The organism is Nocardioides turkmenicus, from assembly GCF_011045035.1.
Lineage (GTDB): Bacteria > Actinomycetota > Actinomycetes > Propionibacteriales > Nocardioidaceae > Nocardioides > Nocardioides turkmenicus.
In genome coordinates this window covers 43081-65030 of sequence record NZ_JAALAA010000015.1, presented here as the reverse complement: position 1 = coordinate 65030, position 21950 = coordinate 43081, and the positions used below count along the sequence as shown (strand labels likewise).

The 21950-nt window shown below is 70.9% G+C and carries 21 protein-coding genes and 1 riboswitch; of the genes, 5 read left to right on the top strand and 16 right to left on the bottom strand.

The annotated features are described in order from the left end of the window. Positions 1-122 precede the first annotated feature (122 nt). Positions 123-479 (top strand): hypothetical protein, encoded by a 357-nt coding sequence (locus tag G5C66_RS17635; RefSeq protein ID WP_165112267.1) that lies wholly within the window; start codon positions 123-125, stop codon positions 477-479. Positions 480-502: 23 nt separating this feature from the next. Here the strand turns inward: G5C66_RS17635 and ribH are convergent, their stop codons facing one another. The 11 genes from ribH to G5C66_RS17580 form a co-directional block, all read right to left on the bottom strand. Further along, entirely contained in the window at positions 503-985 is a 483-nt protein-coding gene (gene ribH / locus G5C66_RS17630; RefSeq protein WP_165112266.1) for a 6,7-dimethyl-8-ribityllumazine synthase, read from the bottom strand. Beyond that, positions 982-2247, bottom strand: a complete 1266-nt coding sequence (locus G5C66_RS17625; RefSeq protein WP_338144218.1) for a bifunctional 3,4-dihydroxy-2-butanone-4-phosphate synthase/GTP cyclohydrolase II — start codon at positions 2245-2247, stop codon at positions 982-984. The genes ribH and G5C66_RS17625 overlap by 4 nt, the downstream gene beginning before the upstream one ends. A 2-nt stretch (positions 2248-2249) precedes the next feature. Then, positions 2250-2846, bottom strand: a complete 597-nt coding sequence (locus G5C66_RS17620; protein ID WP_165112265.1) for a riboflavin synthase — start codon at positions 2844-2846, stop codon at positions 2250-2252. Next, positions 2846-3919, bottom strand: a complete 1074-nt coding sequence (gene ribD / locus G5C66_RS17615) for a bifunctional diaminohydroxyphosphoribosylaminopyrimidine deaminase/5-amino-6-(5-phosphoribosylamino)uracil reductase RibD (protein ID WP_420901746.1) — start codon at positions 3917-3919, stop codon at positions 2846-2848. The genes G5C66_RS17620 and ribD overlap by 1 nt, the downstream gene beginning before the upstream one ends. A 100-nt stretch (positions 3920-4019) precedes the next feature. After that, positions 4020-4166: riboswitch (FMN riboswitch) on the bottom strand. 50 nt (positions 4167-4216) lie between these two features. Then, positions 4217-4885 (bottom strand): ribulose-phosphate 3-epimerase, encoded by a 669-nt coding sequence (gene rpe, locus G5C66_RS17610; protein WP_338144215.1) that lies wholly within the window; start codon positions 4883-4885, stop codon positions 4217-4219. A gap of 28 nt (positions 4886-4913) precedes the next feature. Beyond that, on the bottom strand, positions 4914-5570 hold the full coding sequence (locus tag G5C66_RS17605; protein ID WP_165112264.1) for an HAD family hydrolase: 657 nt from the start codon (positions 5568-5570) through the stop codon (positions 4914-4916). Positions 5571-5588: 18 nt separating this feature from the next. After that, positions 5589-6194, bottom strand: coding sequence for a cytochrome b/b6 domain-containing protein (locus G5C66_RS17600; protein WP_165112263.1), 606 nt, complete (start codon positions 6192-6194; stop codon positions 5589-5591). After that, complete coding sequence (locus G5C66_RS17595) at positions 6187-6900, bottom strand: molybdopterin-dependent oxidoreductase (protein WP_165112262.1); 714 nt, start codon at positions 6898-6900, stop codon at positions 6187-6189. The genes G5C66_RS17600 and G5C66_RS17595 overlap by 8 nt, the downstream gene beginning before the upstream one ends. A 7-nt stretch (positions 6901-6907) precedes the next feature. After that, positions 6908-7939 carry an alpha/beta fold hydrolase gene (locus tag G5C66_RS17590; protein WP_206444239.1) on the bottom strand — a complete coding sequence of 344 codons (1032 nt, stop codon included), beginning with the start codon at positions 7937-7939 and terminating at the stop codon, positions 6908-6910. 35 nt (positions 7940-7974) lie between these two features. Beyond that, complete coding sequence (locus G5C66_RS17585; protein ID WP_165112260.1) at positions 7975-8124, bottom strand: hypothetical protein; 150 nt, start codon at positions 8122-8124, stop codon at positions 7975-7977. Continuing rightward, positions 8090-8524, bottom strand: coding sequence for an Ohr family peroxiredoxin (locus tag G5C66_RS17580; protein ID WP_165112259.1), 435 nt, complete (start codon positions 8522-8524; stop codon positions 8090-8092). Before G5C66_RS17580 ends, G5C66_RS17585 begins: the two co-directional genes overlap by 35 nt. A gap of 172 nt (positions 8525-8696) precedes the next feature. Here G5C66_RS17580 and G5C66_RS17575 point away from each other — a divergent pair, with 172 nt between their 5' ends. After that, positions 8697-11399 (top strand): ATP-binding protein, encoded by a 2703-nt coding sequence (locus tag G5C66_RS17575; protein WP_165112258.1) that lies wholly within the window; start codon positions 8697-8699, stop codon positions 11397-11399. A 113-nt stretch (positions 11400-11512) separates the two neighbouring features. Then, positions 11513-12994, top strand: a complete 1482-nt coding sequence (locus G5C66_RS17570; protein ID WP_165112257.1) for a tannase/feruloyl esterase family alpha/beta hydrolase — start codon at positions 11513-11515, stop codon at positions 12992-12994. A gap of 62 nt (positions 12995-13056) precedes the next feature. Here the strand turns inward: G5C66_RS17570 and G5C66_RS17565 are convergent, their stop codons facing one another. From G5C66_RS17565 to G5C66_RS17555, 3 genes are all read right to left on the bottom strand, one after another. Beyond that, a complete protein-coding gene (locus G5C66_RS17565; protein ID WP_165112256.1) occupies positions 13057-14175 on the bottom strand; it encodes a sterol desaturase family protein in 1119 nt (372 codons plus the stop codon). A gap of 78 nt (positions 14176-14253) precedes the next feature. Continuing rightward, entirely contained in the window at positions 14254-15090 is an 837-nt protein-coding gene (gene fdhD / locus G5C66_RS17560) for a formate dehydrogenase accessory sulfurtransferase FdhD (protein ID WP_165112255.1), read from the bottom strand. Between the two features lie 33 nt (positions 15091-15123). After that, positions 15124-15606: a CBS domain-containing protein gene (locus G5C66_RS17555; RefSeq protein WP_165112254.1), complete on the bottom strand. Its 483-nt coding sequence runs from the start codon at positions 15604-15606 to the stop codon at positions 15124-15126. 163 nt (positions 15607-15769) lie between these two features. Between G5C66_RS17555 and G5C66_RS17550 the strand changes: the two genes are divergently transcribed. Then, complete coding sequence (locus G5C66_RS17550) at positions 15770-16726, top strand: hypothetical protein (protein ID WP_165112253.1); 957 nt, start codon at positions 15770-15772, stop codon at positions 16724-16726. 11 nt (positions 16727-16737) lie between these two features. On the opposite strand, the gene G5C66_RS17545 is transcribed toward G5C66_RS17550, so the two are convergent. Further along, positions 16738-17139 carry a TIGR03668 family PPOX class F420-dependent oxidoreductase gene (locus G5C66_RS17545; RefSeq protein WP_165112252.1) on the bottom strand — a complete coding sequence of 134 codons (402 nt, stop codon included), beginning with the start codon at positions 17137-17139 and terminating at the stop codon, positions 16738-16740. A 214-nt stretch (positions 17140-17353) separates the two neighbouring features. Between G5C66_RS17545 and G5C66_RS17540 the strand changes: the two genes are divergently transcribed. After that, positions 17354-18085, top strand: coding sequence for a hypothetical protein (locus G5C66_RS17540; protein ID WP_165112251.1), 732 nt, complete (start codon positions 17354-17356; stop codon positions 18083-18085). Here G5C66_RS17540 and metH read toward each other — a convergent pair. Then, positions 18067-21780 (bottom strand): methionine synthase, encoded by a 3714-nt coding sequence (gene metH / locus G5C66_RS17535; protein WP_165112250.1) that lies wholly within the window; start codon positions 21778-21780, stop codon positions 18067-18069. The genes G5C66_RS17540 and metH overlap by 19 nt on opposite strands. Positions 21781-21950 lie beyond the last annotated feature (170 nt).

Genomic DNA, 21950 nt, shown 5'->3' with positions numbered 1-21950 from the left:
CAACGCAAAAGCTGGGTCCGGTTACGTCGGTTCGTGACCGGATACCCCAGTCTGGTCATGACGGTCCGCGATCTTCGTGCGGAGACTGAGAAGGTCCTCGATCCGTCCGTCAGGAGTTCATCATGCTGCTTCGCCGTATCACCACGGTGGCCGTCGCCACCACCGCCGCCATCGCTATGTCGACCGGTGCCGCCAACGCGCACTTCTGCTTCAACAAGCACGCTGTCCAGCAGGGTGCCCAGGGCATGGCCGACTCCCAGGGGTTCGTCAGCTTCCACGACCTCGCCGCCGAGTTCACCGGCCTGTGCGACGCCGGTATCGAGGTGCTCGCCGATGCCGCCGGCATCGAGTCCTGGACCGCGATCAACGTACGCACGGTGATGGCGCAGGGCGCCGGCGGGAAGAGCCAGGGCATCGGCCACCTCGACTTCGAGGCGATCGACGCCGCGTTCCCGGACGCCGTGGCCGCCTGCAGCTGACCACGATCGCCCGGGCGGGCGACTCAGTAGTGGCGTACGCAGTCGCGCAGAGTGAGCGCGGTCTCCATCGCTGCCGCGGCGGCCTCGTAGCCCTTGTCCTCGCTGGACCCCTCGAGGCCGGCGCGGTCGAGCGCCTGCTCCTCGTTGTCACAGGTCAGCAGGCCGAACCCGACCGGGATCGTGTGGTCGATCGCGATCCGGTTCAGCCCGTCGGTGGCAGCCGAGCAGACGTAGTCGAAGTGAGGGGTGCCGCCGCGGATGACGACACCCAGCGCGACGATGGCGTCGTAGCCCGACTTGGCGAGCGCGGCTGCGGCGACCGGGAGCTCGAAGGCGCCCGGGACCCGGACGACCGTCAGGCCGCCGACGGAGGCCTCCTTCAGCGCCCGCTCCGCGCCGTTCAGCAGGCCGGCCATGACCTCGTCGTGCCAGCGCGCGGCCACCACGGCGACCCGCAGGTCGCTCGCGTCGACGACCTCGGGGGTCGGGGCTCCCTTGCCACTCATCGGTTCTCCTCAGACAGGTCGGGCAGCGCGTGACCCATCCGGTCACGCTTGGTCAGCAGGTAGGCGAGGTTGTGCTCGTTGGGTCGAGGGGTGAGCGGGACCCGCTCGGCGACCTCGACGCCGTACGCCTCCAGGTGGCTCACCTTCTCAGGGTTGTTGGTCAGCAGGCGCACCGAGTCGACCTTGAGGTCGCGCAGGATCTGCGAGGCGGCGCCGTAGTGGCGGGCGTCGGCCGGCAGGCCGAGGTCGAGGTTGGCGTCGACGGTGTCGCGACCGCCGTCCTGGAGCTGGTAGGCCTGCAGCTTGGCGAGCAGCCCGATCCCACGGCCCTCGTGCCCACGCAGGTAGACCACCACACCGCAGCCCTCCGTCGCGATCCGCTCGAGCGCCTCGCGCAGCTGGGGCCCGCAGTCGCAACGGCGCGATCCGAACACGTCGCCGGTCAGGCACTCCGAGTGCACCCGGGCGAGCACCGGGTCGCACCCGGACACGTCGCCGTGGACCAGCGCGACGTGCTCGACGCCGTCGTCGATGGTGCGGTAGCCGTAGGCTGTGAAGTCGCCGAACTCGGTGGGCAGCCGGGTCACCGCCTTGCGCTCGACCAGCACCTCCGTACGCCGCCGGTAGGTGACCAGGTCGGCGATCGAGATCATCGCGAGACCGTGCTCGTCGGCGAACTCCCGCAGCTGCGGCGCGCGCTGCATGGTGCCGTCGTCGTTGACCAGCTCGACCAGCGCACCGGCGGGCTCCAGACCGGCCAGCCGGGTCAGGTCGACGGCGGCCTCGGTGTGGCCGACCCGCACCAGCACTCCCCCGTCGCGTGCCCGCAGCGGGAAGACGTGGCCCGGTCGGGTCAGGTCGCCGGCCACCGACGCCGGGCCGGCCAGCAGCCGGGTGGTGAGCGCCCGGTCGGCCGCCGAGATGCCGGTCGTGACGCCCTCGCGGGCGTCGACGGAGACTGCGTACGCGGTCTGCTTGCGGTCCTCGTTGACACGAGTCATCGGGGGCAGGTCGAGCGCGTCGAGCCGATCCCCGGGCAGCGCCACGCAGATCACGCCGGAGGACCAGCGGATCGCGAAGGCCATCACCTCCGGCGTGGCCAGCTCGGCGGAGAAGATCAGGTCGCCCTCGTTCTCCCGGTCCTCGTCGTCGACGACCACGACCGGCTTCCCGGCCGCCAGGTCGGCGATCGCGTTCTCGACCGGATCCAGCCGGATCCCGGCGTACTGCTCGCTGCCCGATGAATTCAATCCAGTCTCGATACTCACGGCCTGACCCCTCCCAGAAGCTTCTCGACGTGCTTGGCGATGATGTCGGTCTCGAGATTGACCTCGTCGCCGACGGCCCGGAACCCCAGCGACGTACGCGCCAGAGTCTCGGGGATGAGGCTGACCGTGAACGAGTCGTCGGTCACCGAGACGACGGTGAGGCTGATCCCGTCCACCGCGATCGAGCCCTTCTCCACGACGTAGCGGACGAGGTCCTCGGGCAACGAGATCGTGACGACCTCCCAGTGCTCGCTGGGCTCGCGGGAGACGATGCGTCCGACGCCGTCGACGTGCCCCTGGACGATGTGGCCGCCGAGCCGGGTGGCCGGGGTGACCGCGCGCTCGAGGTTGACCTGGTCGCCGACCGAGACGGCGTGCAGGCTGGTCCGCTTGAGCGTCTCCAGCATCACGTCGGCGGTCCACTCGTTCTCCCCCAGCGTGGCGACGGTCAGGCAGCAGCCGTTGACCGCGATCGAGGCGCCGAGCTCGGCGTCCGACAGCACGGTCGCCGCGGAGATGGTCAGGCGTACGGCGTCGCCCTGGTCCTCGATCCCGGCGACGGTGCCGAGCTCCTCAACAATCCCGGTGAACATCACTGCTCCCCTCTGTATTGATTTTCTTGGGGTGGTTCCAGAATGAACCGAACGTTCGGCTCCTCGCCCGGCGCGGCTGGCGCGAGCACGTCGACAGAGCGCACTCGCGGCCGGAAGGCGTCGGAGATGGTGGTGATCCCGAGGTCGGCGACGGCCGAGCGGCCGGCGCCGAGCAGGAACGGGGCGACGTAGACGACGATCTCGTCCACGAGGCCCGCCTCCAGGAAGGCCGCGGCCAGCGTCGGCCCGCCCTCGAGAAAGACATGGCGGCGCTCCCGCTCCCACAAGGCGGCCAGCGCGGAGCGCGGGTCGCGGGTGCGCAGATGCAGGGACGGCGCCTGGTCGTCGAAGATCCGGCGGTCGTCAGGGAGGTCGCGCTCCCCCATGACGACCCGCAGCGGCTGTACGCCGACCACCCGGTCCTCGAGGTCGCGCACCGTCAGCGCGGGGTCGTCGACGGCGACCGTGTTGGTCCCGACGAGCATGGTGTCGCTCAGCGCACGCAGCTTGTGGGTGTCGAGGCGCGCGGCACGTGAGGAGACCCAGCGCGAGGTGCCGTCGGCGGCGGCGCTGCGGCCGTCGAGAGTGGTGGCGAACTTCCAGGTGACGTAGGGGCGCTGCAGCTCGGCCGCCCGGGTCCAGACCCGGTTGAGCTCACGGGACTCGGCGGCGTACAGGCCCTGCTCGACCTCGATCCCCGCCTGCTTCAGCGTGGCGGCACCACCGGCGGCGACCGGGTTGGGGTCGGACTGGGCGTAGACGACGCGGGCGACCCCGGCCTCGATCAGCGCCTGGGAGCAGGGGCCGGTGCGGCCGGTGTGGTTGCACGGCTCGAGCGTCACCACCGCGGTCGCCCCACGTGCGGCCTCGCCAGCCTTCGCCAGGGCGTCGACCTCGGCGTGCGGCGTGCCGGGCCCGCGGTGGTAGCCCTCCGCGATCATCGACCCGTCCGGCCCCAGGAGTACGCAGCCCACCCGTGGGTTCGGATAGGTCGCAGGCCCCGGGGCGCCGATCGCAGCGGCCAGGTCCAGGGCGCGACGCATCGCCCCCGGCTCCGGGTCACGCTGGTCCAAGCACTTCATCTGATCCCCTCTGGTCCGTCTCACGGACTCCGGGGGTCAGGCCGAGACATCGCGCCGCGCCCTGGTCTCAGGACGGTCACGACGAATCGGGCTGCGTGCGTCTTCCCATCCGGACTTTGACCGTCGGTGCAGGAGTTTCACCTGCTCAACCGATGACTGGCTGCCATCGGGTCGCGGACTTCTGGACCTTGATCCAGTCACCGCCGGCTCGGAATTTCACCGACCCCAGAGCACGCGAGCACAAGCTCGTCTACGACCAGTGTGCCACACGGGTGGCGCGAGGCCCGATCAGGCGTCGACGGCTGAGACGGCCTTGTCCCGCAGCGCGTTCACCATCGCGTCCGGGTCATCGGCCGAGTAGACCGCGGAGCCGGCGACGAAGACGTCGGCCCCGGCCTCGGCGCAGCGCTCGATCGTCTCCAGCGACACGCCGCCGTCGACCTGCAGCCAGGTCTCGACGCCGGCCTTGTCCATCATCGCCCGCGCCCGGCGGATCTTCGGCAGCACCAGGTCGAGGAACTTCTGCCCGCCGAAGCCGGGCTCGACGGTCATCAGCAGCACCATGTCGAGCTCGGCCAGCATGTCCTCGTAGGGCTCGATCGGGGTGGCCGGCTTGAGCGCCATCGACGCACGGGCGCCCTTGGCCCGGATCTCGCGGGCCAGCCGCACCGGAGCCTTGGTCGCCTCGACGTGGAAGGTCACCGAGCCGCAGCCGGCCTCGACGTAGGCCGGGGCCTCACGGTCAGCGTTCTCGATCATCAGGTGGGCGTCCAGCGGCACCGACGTGGACCGCGCGATCGCCTCGACCATCGTCGGTCCGAAGGTCAGGTTGGGCACGAAGTGGTTGTCCATCACGTCGACATGGATCCAGTCGGCGCTGGGGATCCTGGCGACCTCGGCCCCGAGGGCGGCGAAGTCGGCGTTGAGGATGGACGGAGTGATCTGGATGTGGCCCACGGAAGGCACCCTAGATGAACTCCGGCGGTCAGAGGGCAGCCAGGTCGGCGTAGGTCAGCCCCTCGAGCGTGTCCCGGAAGATCCGGCGCTCGCCGGGGGCCACGGGGACGTGGTTCTCGACGACCAGGACCGTGCAGCCGGCAGCCTCGGCGGAGCGTGCACCGGTGTTGGAGTCCTCCACCGCGATGGTGTCCTCGGCGGCGACGCCGAGCGCGGCGGCCGCGGTCAGGTAGGGCTCGGGGTGGGGCTTGCCGTTGCGGACCATGTCACCGGTGACGATCACCTTGAACGTGCCCTCGGGCAGCTGCTCGAGGATCGGGCCGACGAACCGGGCGTACGACATCGTGACCAGCGCGCATGGCACGCCCTGCTCCACCAGGTCGAGGAGAAGCTCGCGTGCTCCCGGGCGCCACGGGACCTCCTGCTCGACCTGCTCGACCACGCCGTCCAGGAGCATCTCCACGATCTCCTCCGGCTCGTGCGGAAGACCCATCCCCACCTTGACCAGCCGCGCCGACTCGATCAGCGCGTTGCCGACCAGCTCCATCGCCTGCTCCTCCGACCAGGTCGCCCCGAAGCGCTCCGCGATGGCGTACTCCGCGGCGATCCAGTAGGGCTCGGTGTCGACCAGGGTGCCGTCCATGTCCATCAGGACGGCCTTCGGCAGGCGCTGGCTCGAGTTCATACGCCGACTATTTCATGGTCACCGCCGCGGCTCTCGAGCGACCTCGGTGAACCACGCGCCGTGCTCGTCGCGCGCCCAGGTCCCCGACACCCTTCCCGTACGCATCCCGCGCCGTGCCTCGGGATCGGCGTACGCATGGCGCACATGTCCGGCGACCGCCAGGACGACCGAGAAGGCGCCGAGATCGTGGACGAAGAGCACGCTGGCACGCGGGATCGACGGCAGCGCGAACCTGAACCACAGCAGCAGCCCGGTGCCGACCATGACGACCACGGCACCGGCGATCCAGGCGGCGTACAGCTTCTGCCCGGCGTTGAACTTCCCGGCCTCTCGGCCGCGGTTCGGAGCGCGGCGGAGCCACCGGCGGTCGGCGGGGGTGAAGCGGTCGATGCGTCGCAGGTCCGCGCGCAGCGCCCGCGAGAGCAGACCCACGAGGAGCGGCACCGGGAGCAGGACACCCGCCCACTCATGCACCGTCGCCACCAGCGGGCGGCGACCGACGGCCTCCGCGAGCGGCCCGATGTAGAGGCACGCCGCCGCGGCCACGCAGACAACGAACAGCACTGCGGTCGTCTGGTGCACCACGCGTACGGAGAGCGCGAACCGGTGCAGGCGCTCATCCATCGACCGGCTCCTCTCCGGGCAGCCACCCGTCGACGGGGTAGCCACGCTCCTCCCAGTAACCCGGCCGCACGGCACTCGTGACCTCGATGCCGGAGAGCCACTTGGCGGACTTGTAGAAGTACATCGGCGCCACGTACAGCCGGACCGGGCCGCCGCTGACGTGAGCGATCGGCTCACCCTGCATCCGGGTGGCGACCAGGACGTCAGCGCGCCGCGCCTGCTCGAGGGTCAGGCTCTCCGAGTACGCCCCGTCGAAACAGGTGAACCGCACGGCCGCGCCCTCGTCCTGGACACCGGCGGCGTCGAGCAGGTCGGACAGCAGCACTCCCTCGAACGGCACCTGCTCGACCTGCCATCCGTCGGTGCAGACGACGTCGTGGGTCACGGTCGTCTGCGGGAGGGCCGCGAGCGCGTCGAGGGTGTAGGTCGAGGGGCGGTCCACCAGGCCGCCGACGTCCAACCGATAGCTGGTGGCGTCCTTCCGTGGCACCGAACCGACGACGCTGAAGTAGCGGAACCCGCCGGAGCTGGGGACCAGGCCGGAGAGGCTGGTCGGGTCGTTCTCGGCGACCGCGCTCAGGCCGGCGTCCCCTCCCCGACGCAGGGCCGGTGCGGCCGCGACCGCCGCCGCGCCCAGCCCGATCGTCGCCAGGAACACCCGCCGACCGACCGGCTTCTCGGGTCCGGGGTCGAGACCATCGGTCATGCCGGCCTCACATCCTGTCCGCGTCGAGGACCGCGCAGGCGAAGTCGGCCGCGGCCTCCTGCGGCACGTTGTGCCCGATCCCCGGGAAGGTGCGGTGCTCGTACGGCCCGGTGAAGTGGTGCCGGTAGCCCGCTCCGTCGCCGGGCGGCGTGAAGGGATCGGCCGCCGCGTCGATGGTGATCGTCGGCACCGTGATCGGAGGGGCCGCGGCGAGCTTGCGCTCGAGGGCGTCGTAACGGCGCGCGCCGTCGGCCAGGCCGAGGCGCCAGCGATAGTTGTGGAGCACGATGTCGACGTAGTCCGGGTTCTCGAACGCCACGGCCGTGCGAGCGAAGGTGGCCTCGTCGAACGCCCAGGTCGGGGAGTTGAACCGCCACACCAGTCGCGCCAGGTCGGTGCCGATCTTCGGGTCCGCGAGGCCCTTCGCGCCGCGCTCGGTGGAGAAGTAGTACTGGTACCACCAGGCCCACTCCGAGGCGGCGGCGATCGGCGAGCGCTGGGCCTCACGGTTGGTGATCAGGTAGCCGGTCACCGACACCAGCGCCTTCACGCGCCGGGGCCAGGTCGCGGCGATGATGTCGCCGGTCCGCGAACCCCAGTCGAAGCCCGCGATCACGGCGCGGTCGATCCCCAGAGCGTCCATGAAGTCGGTGATGTCGAGGGCGATCCGGGACTGCTGCGCGTTGCGGAAGGTGTCGGGTGAGCGGAAGGTCGTCGTGCCGAAGCCACGGAAGTACGGCACCAGGGCTCGATAGCCCCGGGCGGCCAGGATCGGCGCGACCTCGGCGTAGCTGTGGATGTCGTAGGGCCAGCCGTGCAGCAGGATCACCGGCTGACCGTCGCGCGGCCCGAGGTCGACGTACCCGACGCTGAGCTCGCCGGCATCGATCTGGAGGACATCGGCGAACGACGTGCTCGCTCGCCCGGGGCGTACCGGTCGGGCAGCCGCGCTCTCCGTCGACGCCGCCGCTGTCGCCGCCAGCCCGGCTGTCGTGGTCGCGGCCAGGCCGACCGCCTTGGCAAAGGTCCTGCGGTTCATCATCGTCTTCTCGCCTTTCGCTCGGGGTCCGGGGGTCACCCCAGGAACGGGTTCGGGCCGTCGAACCAGCCCAGGGCCGCGTACGTGTCGCGGAGGAGTGCCTGGGCGGCCCGGGCGAGCGCGTCGCTCGGCTCGGGCCGCCACTCGGCCTCAGGCGACGCGGGTGAAGAAGTCCACGTCGACATTGCCGGTGATCGCCTTCGAGTACGGGCAGATCTGGTGGGCGCGCTTGGCCAGCGTGCCGATGGTCTCCTCGTCGAGCCCGCCGACGACGATCTCGAGCTCGGCGCTGAGGAAGAACTCCTCGGTCGGGTCGGTCGTCTCGGCGTGGTTGAGGGTGACGTTCGCGGTCACCTCGATGCTGTCGAAGCGGATCCGCTCCTCGGCGGCCGCCCGGCGGAACGCGCCCATGAAGCAGGCGGACCAGCCGGCGGCGAAGAGCTGCTCGGGGTTGGTGGCGCCGCCGGCGCCGCCGAGCTCCTTCGGGATGGCCAGGCCCAGGTCGATGAGGCCGTCGGTGGACGTGAGGTGGCCGCCGTTGCGGCCCTCGCCGGTCGCGGTCACGGTGCCGGTGTAGTTCGCCATGTCACTTCTCCTGGTGTGTCGATGGGGTGTTGCTCGGTGATGTGATGACCTTCGCCGGGGACACACGGGTCCGGCGCCAGGGATACCCACTGGTCGACTCCCTGGGCGACCCGGGAGAATGAAGAGGCTCCACTGGTGATGACCGACTTCGAGGTGTCGATTGAAGATGGGGATGCCCGCCCTCAGGGGGCGGCAGGCCGAGCAGGAGGCCTTGGATCGGCTGATCCGCGATGTTCGGGCAGGCAAGAGCCGCGTGCTCGTCCTGCGTGGTGAGGCCGGCAGCGGCAAGACCGCACTGCTCGACTACGTCGCCGACCGGGCCGGGGGCCGGGTGATCCGGGCCGCGGGCGTCGAGCCCGAGTCGGAGATCGCGTACGCGGGCCTGCAGCAGGTCTGCGCTCCTCTGCTGGACCACCTCGACCGGCTCGCCGACCCACAGCGCCAGGCGCTCTCGACCGCCTTCGGGCTCAGCGCGGGCGATCCCCCGGAGGCGCTGGTGCTCGGCCTCGCCGTGCTGGGGCTGCTGGCGGAGGCCGCGGCCGACCAGCCGCTGGTGTGCGTCGTGGACGACGCCCAGTGGCTCGACCGGATGTCGGAGGTGATCCTCACGTTCGTCGCCCGCAGGCTCGACGCCGAGTCGGTCGGGCTCGTCTTCGGCGTCCGCAGTCCCGATGACGAGCAGCTGCTGCCGGACCTCCCGGAGCTGCGGATCGAAGGCCTGTCCGATGCCGACGCCCGGCTGCTGCTCGAGTCCGTGCTGCCCGGTCCCGTCGACGCCCGGGTCCGTGACCAGATCGTCTCGGAGACCCGCGGCAACCCGCTCGCGCTCCTCGAGCTGCCCCGTGGGCTCACCCCCGCGGAGCTGGCGTTCGGGTTCGACGGCCAGAGCGCCAAGCCACTGGCAAGCCGCGTCGAGCAGGGGTTCCAGCGACGCATCGCCACGCTCCCCGACCAGACCCGTACGCTGCTGCTCGCCGCCGCGGTCGAGCCGGTCGGCGACGTCACCCTGCTGTGGCGGGCGGCCGAGCGACTCGGGCTCGACATGGACGCCGCCGCGCCGGCCGAGGACGCCGACCTGATCTCGATCGGGAGCCGGGTCCGGTTCCGCCACCCGCTGGTCCGCTCGGCCAGCCGCCGCTCGGCTGGACCCGCCGCCCTCCGAGCGGTGCACCACGCTCTCGCGCAGGTGACCGACCCGGCGCAGGATCCCGACCGCCGGGCCTGGCACCGCGCCCATGCCGCGATCGGCCCGGACGAGACCGTCGCCGCGGAGCTGGAGGAGTCCGCCGACCGGGCGCTGGCCCGCGGCGGCCGTTCTGCGGCGGCTGCGTTCCTCGAGCGGGCGGTTGAGCTCACCACCGACCCGGCGAGGCGAGCCGGGCGCGCCCTGGCCGCGGCCGAGGCCCGGTTCGCCGCCGGGGCGATCGCGGAGGCCGCGCAGCTTCTCGACACAGCCGAGATCGGACCGCTCGACCCGGCCCAGCTCGCCCAGGTGCAGCGTCTGCGCGCCCGACTGGCGTTCGCGCGCAACTCCGGACGATCCGTCGTGCCACCGCTGCTCGAAGCGGCCGGCCGGCTCGAGGAGCTCGACGAGGCGCTCTCCCGCGAGACCTACCTGGCCGCGATCGCCGCCGCGATCAACGCCGGAAGGCTAGGCGGCGACGACCTGCACCGCGCAGCGTCGGCGGGCCGCGACGCCCCTCGTGGCGAGGATGTGACCGGCCGCCTGCTGACCGGGCTGAGCACCTGGGTGCTCGACGGTCACGCCGCCTCCGTGGCCCTGCTCGCCGGCATCGTCGAGGAGATCGCGATCGAGGACGATCTCGACCTGGCGTGGCTGTCCAGTGCGGTGACCCACGAGGTCTGGGACGCCGAGGCCTACTTCGCGCGCTCCGCCGATCTGCTGGGACATGCCCGCACCAGCGGCCGCCTGTCGTTGCTGGGGGCCGCGCTGAGCTTCCGCGCCACCGCCCTCATCCACGCCGGACGCTTCGAGGAGGCCGCCGCGATCCTCGACGAGGCCGACGCCCTGGGTGCGATGGTCGGCACTCCACCCCATCCCGCGAGCGCGGTGATCCTGGCCGCCTACCGCGGACGCGAGGAGGAGGCGACGGCTGCCATCGATGCCGCCGTGGGCTACGCGCGAGCGTCCGGCGTCGGCTGGAACCTGGGGGTGGCTGCGTACAGCCGGGCGGTGCTGTGCAACGGACTCGGTCGCTACGGCGAGGCGCTCGCGGCGGCTCAGGAGGCCGTCGAGTTCGAGGACCTGGCGGTGCTGCAGTGGGCGCTCGCGGAGGTCGTCGAGGCGGCGGCACGCAGCGGCGCGGACGACGTCGCCTCGGCCGCGCGCGACCGGCTCGTCGCCCGCACCTCCGTCGTCGACTCGTCGTGGGCGCGCGGCACGGCGGCCTACGCCGAAGGGCTGACCGACACCTCCGGTGAGGCCGAGAAGCACTACCGCACGGCCATCGACGAGCTCACCTCGGCAGGCATGACCCTCCACGCCGCACGGGCCCAGCTCCTGCTGGGCGAGTGGCTGCGCCGGGAGAACCGTCGCTCGGAGGGGCGTCAGCAGCTCCAGGCAGCGCACGAGCTGTTCGCAAGCATCGGTGCCGAGGCGTTCGCCGGGCGTGCGGCCCGTGAGCTCGCGGCGACGGGTGGCGTCGCCCGGACACGTACGCGGGGCGCCGAGGTCGACCTCACCGCGCAGGAGGCCCAGATCGCGCGTCTGGCCGCCGCGGGTCAGACCAACCCGGAGATCGGAGCGGTGCTGTTCCTCAGCCCCCGCACGGTCGAGTGGCACCTGCGCAAGATCTTCACCAAGCTCGGCATCTCCTCGCGACGGGAGATGGCCGCGGCCCTGCGCGACCAGTGATCCGGCCACGGGCCAGGGTGCACCCCAGGGCATCACCCTGGCGCCGGCCGGGCCTAGGTTCCGGAAGTCTCCTCGTGTGCCCGAACCGAGCGGGCCCATGACGAGGAGAGACGATGAAGAGACTGCTGCTGGTGGTCGCCGGACTACCGCTGGCCGCCGCGCTGACGGCGGTGCACCCCGGCGCCGCCGCCGAGACGGCCCCGGCCGTGTCCGAGGCTGCCACGCCCCGGAGTGCCGACGCCTGCGAGAAACCCCGCCTGATGGCGCCGCCCGATGCGCGGATCGTGTCGGTCAGTGCCACCGCGAAGCCCGGCGGCACCTTGACCTATCCGCCCCAGCCCGGAGCGTCCGAGCCGCCTCCACCGGTCACCGACGTCCCGCCCTACTGCCAGGTGGACGTGACCCTCACCCACGGGTCGGCAGGTGACAAGGAGCTGATCCAGGTCTGGCTCCCGGCGACCGGCTGGAACGGCCGGTTCCAGGCGCTCGGGGGCAGCGGCTACCTCGGCGGCGACTTCGGCCCGAGCCTGCCCAACGCGGTCAAGGCCGGGTACGCCGTCGGCACCACCGACGCCGGCGCGACCCCGACCACCGGGTTCACCGCCGACTGGGCCCTCACCGACGACGGACGCGTCAACTGGACGGTGCTGAAGAACTTCGCCGAGCGCGGACCGCACGAGCTGGCCGTCCTCGGCAAGGCGATCACCAAGGACCACTACGGCCGGGCAGCGCACCACTCGTACTGGAACGGCTGCTCCGCCGGCGGACGCCAGGGCTACATGGAGGCCCAGCGGCACCCGGGCGACTTCGACGGGATCCTTGCCGCCGCGCCGGCGATCTCCTGGGACCGCTTCGCGGTCGGCGACCTGTGGCCGTACGTCGTGATGAACGAGGAGGACAACCACCTCTCTCTGTGCGAGCTCAACGCGTTCACCGCCGCTGCCAGGACGGCCTGCGACGGCGACGACGGCGTGACCGACGGGATCGTCGGCGACCCCATCGCCTGTGACTTCGACACCACCTCGCTGATCGGCGAGAAGGTCCTGTGCGACGGCGAGGAGCTGACCATCTCGGCTCGGGACGCGGCCGTGGTCGAGAAGATCTGGGACGGCCCGCGGGCGGCCGACGGGAAGCGGCTGTGGTTCGGCCTCACCCCCAGCGCCGACCTCGGCTACCTGGCCGGCCCGGCACCGTTCCCGGTGGCGTCGTCGTGGGTGCAGAACCTGCTCGTGAAGGACCCGTCCTTCGACGTCTCCACGATCACCTACGCCGACTACGAGGAGCTGTTCGCGCAGTCGGTCGACGAGTACCACCAGATCATCGGCAGCGACGACACCGACCTGTCGGGCCTACGTCGTGCCGGGGCCAAGCTGCTGACCTGGCACGGCGGCGACGACCAGCTCGTCCCGCTGGCGGACACGCTGAGCTACCACGCCAAGGTCGCGAAGCGCTTCGACGACATCGACGACTTCTACCGCGTCTTCGTCGCCCCCGGCGCCGCGCATTGCCAGTCCGGCGTCGGGCCCGCGCCGACCGACCCGCTGGGTGCCCTGGTCGACTGGGTCGAGAACGATCGCGCTCCGCGCACCCTGTGAACCCCGAACCCGCCTGCGGACGGAGCACGCTGCTCCGTCCGCAGGCGGTCGGCGTATGACCGTCAGCGGACATACTCGTCGAAGGTCCGCTGGCCGAGGAACGGGGCGACGTGCTGGGCGAGGATCCCGACCGGGACGGTCTCGCGCTTGAGGACCCCGTACTCCTCGGGCCAGCTGCCGTCGCGAGGCAGCTTGAAGGAGCCCATCAGCATGTCGATCAACGGCAGGTGGATGGCGTAGTTCCGGTCCCAGTAGTCGACGTGCCGGGCGTGGTGCCAGTGGTGGTAGCGCGGCAGCACGATCAGGTATTCGAGGAAGCCGAACCGGATGCCGAGGTTGGCGTGGGCGACGACGGCCTGGATGCCCACCAGGACCGCGTACGCGTTGACGACCGAGGTCGAGAAGCCGAGGAACAGCAGCGGCAGCAGCACGATGCTGCGAGTCAGCACGGTCTCGACGAAGTGCACCCGGGAGCCGGCCAGCCAGTCGAGCTCGGGGCTGGAGTGGTGCACCGCGTGGAAGCGCCACAGCACCATGATCCGGTGGTAGCAGCGGTGCAGCACCGCCTGGGCGAGATCGGCCAGGAAGACCGCCAGCAGGAAGGCCACCACGAACGGCAGGTCCAGGATCCACACCTGGACACCGGGCACCTTGACCGTCGAGACCACCAGCGACGTCGAGGTGGTGACCAGGATCAGGATCAGCTGGACGAGCACGTGGCTCATGAAGAAGTAGCAGGCGTCGGTGCGCCAGCCGGGCCGGAAGACCGGCACCGGGCGGCGGGCGAAGGCGTGCTCGAGCGGGATGAAGACCAGCGCGGAGAAGAACAGCGCGAGCACGAACCAGTCCAGGCCGAGCGAGAACGGCGTGTCCTTCACCGGCCCGTCGAACGGCACCTCGGTGCCGCCGAGCAGCACCGCCACCGTCGCCGTGCCGACACCGGTGAACGCCAGTCGCTTGTGCTGGTCGCGCAGCACCGCGACCGTGCCGGCGAAGAAGGCCGCCGCGAGACCGATCAGGAGGAGCGTACGCGCGAAGTCCTCGGTGTAGACCGCCCGGAGCTCGCGGCTGGTCAGCAGCTCCGGGAAGTGGAAGCAGAGCACCGTCGCCAGGCTCAGGACGCCCAGGAAGCACGAGGCGGCGGGCGCGAACAGGTGGTGGCGCAACAGGGTCGTGGACATGCCAGAAATTCTGGTCGTGGGCCCACCAGCCGCGCCTGAGCCGGCGTACTCAATTCGAGCCTTGTGACTGGCCGACCCTCAGCCGACGGGTACGGCCTCGATGCGGTCGATGCCTGCGTAGACGTTCATCGACGAGCCGCGCAGGAAGCCGACCAGGGTCAGACCGTTGTCGTCGGCGAGGTCGACGGCGAGGGAGGACGGGGCGGAGACCGCGGCGAGCAGCGGGATCCCGGCCATCACCGCCTTCTGCACCAGCTCGAAGGAGGCCCGGCCGCTCACCATCAGCATGCTGTTGCGCAGCGGCACCATGCCCTCGCGCAGCGCGTGGCCGATCACCTTGTCGACGGCGTTGTGACGGCCGACGTCCTCGCGAATGCAGAGCAGGTTGCCCTCGGCGTCGAACAGGCCCGCGGCGTGCAGGCCGCCGGTGCTGTCGAAGACGCGCTGCGCCTCCCGCAGGCGCTCCGGCAGGATCGTCAGCAGCTCGGGTGTGACCCGCAGGGTGTCGTCGGCGACGGACCAGGCCGAGGACGTACGCACCGCCTCGAGCGACGCCTTCCCGCACAGGCCGCACGAGGAGGTCGTGTAGAAGCTGCGCTCCAGGGAGGCGTCGGGCGGCGGGACGTGCGCGGCCAGGCCGACGTCGACCACGTTGTAGGTGTTGCCGCCGTCGGCGGTCGCGCCGGCGCAGTAGCGGACGCTCGCGACATCGTCGGCGGAGTGCACGACGCCCTCGCTGACCAGGAAGCCGACGGCCAGGTCGAAGTCGCCGCCCGGGGTGCGCATCGTGACCGTCAGCGGCCGGCCGTTGACCCGGATCTCCATCGGCTCCTCGGCGGCCAGCTTGTCCGGCCGTCGCGCGACGACGCCGTCGCGGATCCGCAGCACGGGCCGTCCGACTGTCACTCGTCCCATCTCAGCTCCTGTCGTGTGGGGGGTCGGGGTTGCTCATCGGGCCAGGGCTCTCGCCCGGACCCCGGCGTCGCTGCAGAAGCCTCGGCCGCTGCGTTTGAGACAGAGAAGTCCGACACAGCGGCCGTCCTCGATCACCGCCATCCGTCGGCGCCCGTTGGAGGTCATCCACCGCCAGATCGTCCAGAGGTCGGCGTACGGCGCGACCGTACGGCCCAGCAGCGTACCCATCGCCCGCGCCGGGCCGTCCTCACCCGCCTCGAGGTCGTCAGACTCGAGGTCGTCCGGCTCGATGACCGCGAGCAGCCGGTCGCCGTCGACGACGAGCGCCGCATGGACGTGGTCGTCGCGGAAGAAGTCGCGTACGTCGAGAACGGTGGCCGTCGACGGGAGGAGCTTCGGCCGCTGGACCATCGCGTCGGCCACGGTCGCCTCCCCCGGCGCACGCGCCAGCCGCCCGCCGCCGAACTCGACCGCGTCGCCGTGGGTGGTCGACTCGTCGATCTGAATAGGGGGCACCTGTCCTCTTCTCGCTCCGCCTGCAGGTCCTGTGCACACCACGGTACGCCGCTGCCATCGACCGCGGTGTCCATCTCAGCAGCCACCAGTTGAGCCGTCGACTCGGCACGGGATCGCCGGGCCACGTACGATCTGCCTACCTACGACTGGTGCCGGAGGTTCCGTGAACGAAATCCAGCTCAGCGACCTGAGTCTGGGACGCCATATCGCCCAGGGCTCGCAGGGCCGCATCATCGAGCTGGCCGACCATCCCGGGACGGTCGCGAAGCTCTACCGCACGCGAGAGCTGGGTCTCGTGGACGGTCGTGCCCTCGCGGAGCTGGTGCGCATTCGCGGCCTCATCGAGAGCGAGGGGCTCCAGGTGGACCACTTCGCCGCCTGGCCGCACACGGTCGTGCTCGACGGGCTGCGTACGGCGGGCTTCCTCATGCAGCGGATCCACGAGCCGTTCCTGGCCGGGTTCGGCCCGAACACCGCTCTGGCTGAGCTGGGCCTGCTGGTGGACGCGGGCGATGTGCGGAGTCCCGGTGTCTACGAGCGGGTGCTGCTGATGCGGGCGCTGGCCGCGGTGATGGACGCGCTCCACCGTCAGGGCCTCGTCCTCGGCGACCTCTCGCCGCGCAACATCGCCTGGTCGGTGTCGCCGGTGCCCCGGGTGATGCTGCTGGACTGCGACGGGATCCGGCCGGCCGGCGAGGACGGCGTGCTGCCGCCGGCCGACACCCGCGGCTGGGAGGACCCGAGCAACGTCGGCCGGCCGCCGACCGCCGACAGCGACCGGTTCAAGCTGGCGCTCACCATCGCCCGCGTCCTGACCGGTGACCGCAACGCCGCGCCCGGCCTCCGGCCCGACCTGACCTTCGCCGGCGAGGCCGGCATCCTGGTCGGCCCGCTCACCCGCCTGATGGACCAGGCCGCCGGCCCTCCCGGGCTCCGCCCCACCGCGTCGCAGTGGGCCACCGTCCTGGACGTACGCGGTCCCTGGGCCGGCGCCGCCCCGCCGATGCCTCCTCCCCCGATGCACGCGCCGATGCAGCCACCGGTTCCCCCGGCGATGCGCTCGCGCGGCCCCTCGGCCAGCGGCGAGATCCTGCGTCCCTTCCGTCGCCAGTCGCGCTGATCGGCTCGGCCTCAGCCGGCGGACCAGCCGGACCACCGAGTCACCTCGACGACGATGACCGGCCCGGCGGGCGGCTGCTCGCGGTAATCGGCGTACTTCGCCACCAGCGGGGCCAGGTCGTGGCTGTCGTGCACACGCGCGACACCGTCGGCGCGAGCCCACCACAGCTGCGACCAGTCGTCGTCATAGGCATCGACCAGCAACGACACCTGCGGGTTGGCCGTGATGTCGTCGAGCCGGCGCAGCCGGGTGGTCGACTTGGGCTTGTGGTCGACGGCGGTGAGGATCGCGTCGTCCGCGAGGGCGAAGACGATCGGCACGATCCGCGGCGCGCCGTCTGCCGACGCCGTCGCAAGCCGCGCCACCCGCGCCTCGGCGAACCGCTCCCGGGCCCACTGCTCGTCGTGTCGCACCGCTCGAGCCTAGGCCGTGTCTCCCAAAGACACGGCGGCGGCGAGCGGCGTTTCGGGCCGATCTGGCAAGGCGTCCGCCGCGAAGGCATCCTGGAGGCTGTCGAGTGGCGGCAACGCAGCCAGATCGGATGCGAAACGTCGCGTAGCGGGCGTGGATTTGGGAGAGACGGCCTAGTGGCTACGGTGTCCCGCATGGCTCTCGATCTCCTCCCCCGTGCTGCCGGCTGAGGCCGAGCGGCTGCTCACCGTCGACCTGGTCGAGTGGCTCGCCGACCTGGTCGATCCCGCGCTGCTGCGCCGGGAGTCGCCGAAGGCGCAGCTGCAAGGGCTGCGCAGCGCGGTCGTCCATCGGGTCGGGGTCAATGAGGCGTCCGCGCTGCTCCACTTCCGAGACGAGCTGGAGCACAACCCGCTGCCCCTGCGCGACCACGACGGCCTGCGGGTGGTCCTCGTCACCAGCCGGGGCGAGGACCTGGCCGTCGATGACGTCGAGTTCGCCGACTGGAGCCGCGACGACGACTGCCAGCGCTGCCGGACGGCGCTGGAGAGCTGGGTGCCGCCCGCCTTCGACCCGGCCGCCCGGATCACCGCGGTCGGCGGTCTCCACATCGCCTACGACCACGCCGACCGCGCCGGCATGGAGCCCAAGCAGATCCTGACCCGGCTCCGGCCTGCGGTCGCCGAGGCCAACGCCTCCCTCGGCTCCTGGGACGCGTCGACGGTCGGCGCCTACTGGTATCCCGGCACCGATACCTGGGCACACGTGATCCCGCTTGCCCTGGATCCGGAGGGCGAGCCGGTGGCGGGCGTGCTCACCCGCCACCCGGACGGCTATCACCTCGTCACGATCCTGACGCGGCGTACGGCCTTCTGGAACGTGGTCAGCGTCGGTCAGGTCCCGCCGGCCTGGCTGGACAACCCGGCAGATCAGTCCTCGGGGTCGTAGCCCAGGTTCGGCGACAGCCAGCGCTCGGCCTCGGCCATCGTCCAGCCCTTGCGCCGGGCGTAGTCGGCGACCTGGTCCTGGCCGAGGCGGCCCACGACGAAGTACTGCGAGTCGGGGTGGCCGTAGTAGATCCCGGAGACCGACGCGCCCGGCCACATCGCCATCGACTCGGTGAGCTCGATGCCGGTGTTCTTCTCGACGTCGAGCAGCGACCAGATGGTCTGCTTCTCGGTGTGGTCGGGACAGGCCGGGTAGCCCGGAGCGGGCCGGATGCCGGCGTACTTCTCCGCGATCAGGTCCTCGTTGGACAGCTGGCCGTCGCCCCGCTCGTCGGCGGCGTAACCCCAGAACTCGGTGCGTACGCGCTGGTGGAGTCGCTCCGCGAACGCCTCGGCGAGGCGGTCGGCCAAGGCCTCCAGCATGATCGCGGAGTAGTCGTCGAGGTCGTCCTTGAACGCCATGACCCGCTCCGGCAGGCCGATGCCGGCGGTCACCGCGAACGCGCCGACGTGGTCCGCGCCGGCGCCGACGGGAGCGACGTAGTCGGCCAGTGACTTGTTGGCGACACCCTCGCGGTGCTGACCCTGCTGCCGCAGCTGGAACAGCGTCGCCCGCTCCTCGGTGCGCGAGTCGTCGGTGTAGACGACCACGTCCTCACCGGTCGAGTTGGCCGGGAAGAGGCCGTAGACGCCGCGCGCCTCGAGCCACTTCTCCTCGATGATCTTGTCGAGCATCTCCTGCGCGTCGTCGAAGAGCTTGCGCGCCGCCTCCCCGGTGGCCGGGTTGTTGAGGATGTCGGGGAAGCGGCCCTTCATCTCCCAGGCGTTGAAGAACGGCTGCCAGTCGATGTAGTCGCGCAGCTCCGCGATCGAGTAGTCGAGGAGCGTGTGCACGCCCGGCTGCGACGGCGCCGCCGGCAGCGTCGAGAAGTCGACCTCCGGCTTCTTGGCCTTCGCCTGGACGTACGTCAGCGACGCCCGCTCGCTCCGCTCGGCATGCCGCGCGCGCAGCGAGTCGTAGTCCTCCTTGACCTCGGCCATCAGCTTCTCGCGCCGGCCGGCGTCGAGGAGGGCCGCGGCGGTCGGCACCGAGCGGGAGGCGTCCTTGACCCAGACGACGGGGCCGTCGTAGGCCTTGTCGATCTTCACCGCGGTGTGGGCCCGCGAGGTGGTGGCCCCGCCGATGAGGAGCGGCAGGTCGAGCCCGACGCGCTGCATCTCGGTGGCGAAACCGACCATCTCGTCGAGCGACGGCGTGATCAGGCCGGAGAGGCCGATGATGTCGGCATCGTGCTCCTTGGCGGCGTCGAGGATCTTCTGCGCCGGCACCATCACGCCGAGGTCGATCACCTCGTAGTTGTTGCACTGCAGCACCACGCCCACGATGTTCTTGCCGATGTCGTGGACGTCGCCCTTGACCGTGGCCATCACGATGGTGCCGTTCTTGGTCTCGGCATCACCGGGCTGCTTCTCGGCCTCGATGAACGGGATCAGGTAGGCGACCGCCTTCTTCATCACCCGGGCGCTCTTGACCACCTGCGGGAGGAACATCTTGCCGGCGCCGAACAGGTCGCCGACGACGTTCATGCCGTCCATGAGCGGCCCCTCGATGACCTCGATCGGACGGCCGCCACGAGCCGCGATCTCGGCGCGGAGCTCCTCCGTGTCGGCCTCGACGTAGGCGTCCAGGCCCTTGACCAGCGCGTGCGTGATCCGCTCGCCGACCGGCAGCTCGCGCCAGGCCTCGGCCTTCGCCTCCGCCTCGGGTGAGTCCTTGTTGTATTTCGAGGCGATCTCCAGCAGCCGCTCGGCGGCGTCAGGGCGCCGGTTGAGCACGACGTCCTCGATCCGGTCGCGCAGCTCGGGGTCGACCTCGGAGTAGGGCACCAGCGCGCCGGCGTTGACGATGCCCATGTCCAGGCCCGCCTCGATCGCGTGGTAGAGGAAGACCGCGTGGATCGCCTCGCGCACGGGGTTGTTGCCGCGGAAGGAGAAGCTCACGTTCGAGATGCCGCCGGAGACCTTGGCGCCCGGGAGGTTCTGCTTGATCCAGCGGACCGCCTCGATGAAGTCGACGCCGTAGGTCGCGTGCTCCTCGATCCCGGTCGCGACCGCGAACACGTTGGGGTCGAAGATGATGTCCTCGGGGTCGAATCCGACCTCGTCGACGAGGATCCGGTAGGCCCGCTCGCAGACCGCGATCCGGCGCTCGTAGGAGTCGGCCTGGCCGTCCTCGTCGAAGGCCATCACGACGGCGGCGGCGCCGTAGCGCTTGCACAGCTCGGCGTGCTCGACGAAGGCCTCGACGCCCTCCTTGAGGGAGATCGAGTTCACGATCGGCTTGCCCTGGACGAGCTTCAGGCCGGCTTCGATGACCTCCCACTTGGAGGAGTCGATCATGATCGGGACCCGGCTGATGTCGGGCTCGGAGGCGATCAGCGTCAAGAAGCGGGTCATCGCGGCGACGCCGTCGATCATGCCCTCGTCCATGTTGACGTCGATGACCTGGGCGCCGTTCTCGACCTGCTGCGCGGCCACCGACAGCGCGGTGTCGTAGTCGCCGGCCTTGATCAGGTTGCGGAACTTCGCCGAGCCGGTGATGTTGGTCCGCTCGCCCACGTTGACGAAGAGGCTCTCCTCGGTCACGGTGAACGGCTCCAGACCGGAGAGCCGCAGGGCGGGTTCGACCTCCGGCACGTCGCGGGGCGCGACTCCCTCGACCTGCTTGGCGATCTCGGCGATGTGGGCCGGGGTGGTGCCGCAGCAGCCGCCGACCAGGTTCACGAACCCGGCGGTGGCGAACTCGTGGACGTGGCCCGCGGTGTCGCTCGGACCCTCGTCGTACTCGCCGAAGGCGTTCGGCAGGCCGGCGTTCGGGTAGCAGGAGACGAACGCGTCCGCGACCCGGGAGAGCTCGGCGATGTAGGGGCGCATCTCCTGGGCGCCGAGCGCACAGTTGAGGCCGACGAGGAGCGGGTCGGCGTGGCGTACGGAATCCCAGAACGCCTCGGTGACCTGCCCGGACAGGGTGCGGCCGCTGGCGTCGGTGATCGTGCCGGAGATGACGACGGGCCAGCGGCGGCCGTACTCCTCGAAGACCTGCTGGACGCCGTAGATCGCGGCCTTGGCGTTGAGGGTGTCGAAGATGGTCTCGATGAAGATCAGGTCGGAGCCGCCCTCGAGGAGCGCGCGGGTCGCCTCGGCGTAGGCGTCGCGCAGCTGCTCGTAGGTGATGTTGCGGGCGCCGGGGTCGTTCACGTCGGGGCTGATCGAGGCCGTACGCGACGTCGGGCCGAGCGCGCCGGCGACGTAGCGCGGCTTCTCGGGGGTCGAGTAGGCGTCGGCGGCCGCGCGGGCGAGGCGGGCGGCCTCGAAGTTGAGCTCGTAGGCGAGGTCGACCATGTCGTAGTCGATCAGCGAGACCGCGTTGGCGTTGAACGTGTTGGTCTCGATGATGTCCGCGCCGGCCTCGAGGTATTCGCGGTGGATGCCCTCGATGATCTGCGGCTGCGTCAGGTTGAGCAGGTCGTTGTTGCCGATCAGGTCGGTGTGCCAGTCCTTGAACCGCTCGCCGCGATAGCCCGCCTCGTCGGGACGGTCGCGTTGGATCGCAGTGCCCATCGCACCGTCGAGCACCATGATCCGCTCCTTGAGGGTGGCGGTCAGGGTCTCGGTGACATCAGGGCGCAGACTCACTCTGGTTTCCTCTCCCGGCGGGGCAGGCTGGTGTGTGCTCGGACTTTGCCTGAAACACGCTACGGCGTAGGTGTGCGGGCAACGCCATCTCATTCCGAATCCTGACACCCGTGGTCCACCAGGTGGGAATTCATAAGGTGTACGCAGGGTGAACGACGTCGTCGGGCTGG

Coding starts and splice junctions, on each gene's coding strand:
- G5C66_RS17570 (WP_165112257.1), top strand. CDS start 11,513: ATGAAGAGACTGCTGCTGGTGGTCGCCGGACTACCGCTGGCCGCCGCG.
- G5C66_RS17590 (WP_206444239.1), bottom strand. CDS start 7,939: ATGAACCGCAGGACCTTTGCCAAGGCGGTCGGCCTGGCCGCGACCACG.
- G5C66_RS17595 (WP_165112262.1), bottom strand. CDS start 6,900: ATGACCGATGGTCTCGACCCCGGACCCGAGAAGCCGGTCGGTCGGCGG.
- G5C66_RS17620 (WP_165112265.1), bottom strand. CDS start 2,846: ATGTTCACCGGGATTGTTGAGGAGCTCGGCACCGTCGCCGGGATCGAG.
- G5C66_RS17580 (WP_165112259.1), bottom strand. CDS start 8,524: ATGGCGAACTACACCGGCACCGTGACCGCGACCGGCGAGGGCCGCAAC.
- fdhD (WP_165112255.1), bottom strand. CDS start 15,090: ATGGGACGAGTGACAGTCGGACGGCCCGTGCTGCGGATCCGCGACGGC.
- G5C66_RS17605 (WP_165112264.1), bottom strand. CDS start 5,570: ATGAACTCGAGCCAGCGCCTGCCGAAGGCCGTCCTGATGGACATGGAC.
- G5C66_RS17585 (WP_165112260.1), bottom strand. CDS start 8,124: ATGTCGACGTGGACTTCTTCACCCGCGTCGCCTGAGGCCGAGTGGCGG.
- G5C66_RS17575 (WP_165112258.1), top strand. CDS start 8,697: ATGCCCGCCCTCAGGGGGCGGCAGGCCGAGCAGGAGGCCTTGGATCGG.
- G5C66_RS17600 (WP_165112263.1), bottom strand. CDS start 6,194: ATGGATGAGCGCCTGCACCGGTTCGCGCTCTCCGTACGCGTGGTGCAC.
- G5C66_RS17635 (WP_165112267.1), top strand. CDS start 123: ATGCTGCTTCGCCGTATCACCACGGTGGCCGTCGCCACCACCGCCGCC.
- ribH (WP_165112266.1), bottom strand. CDS start 985: ATGAGTGGCAAGGGAGCCCCGACCCCCGAGGTCGTCGACGCGAGCGAC.
- G5C66_RS17565 (WP_165112256.1), bottom strand. CDS start 14,175: ATGTCCACGACCCTGTTGCGCCACCACCTGTTCGCGCCCGCCGCCTCG.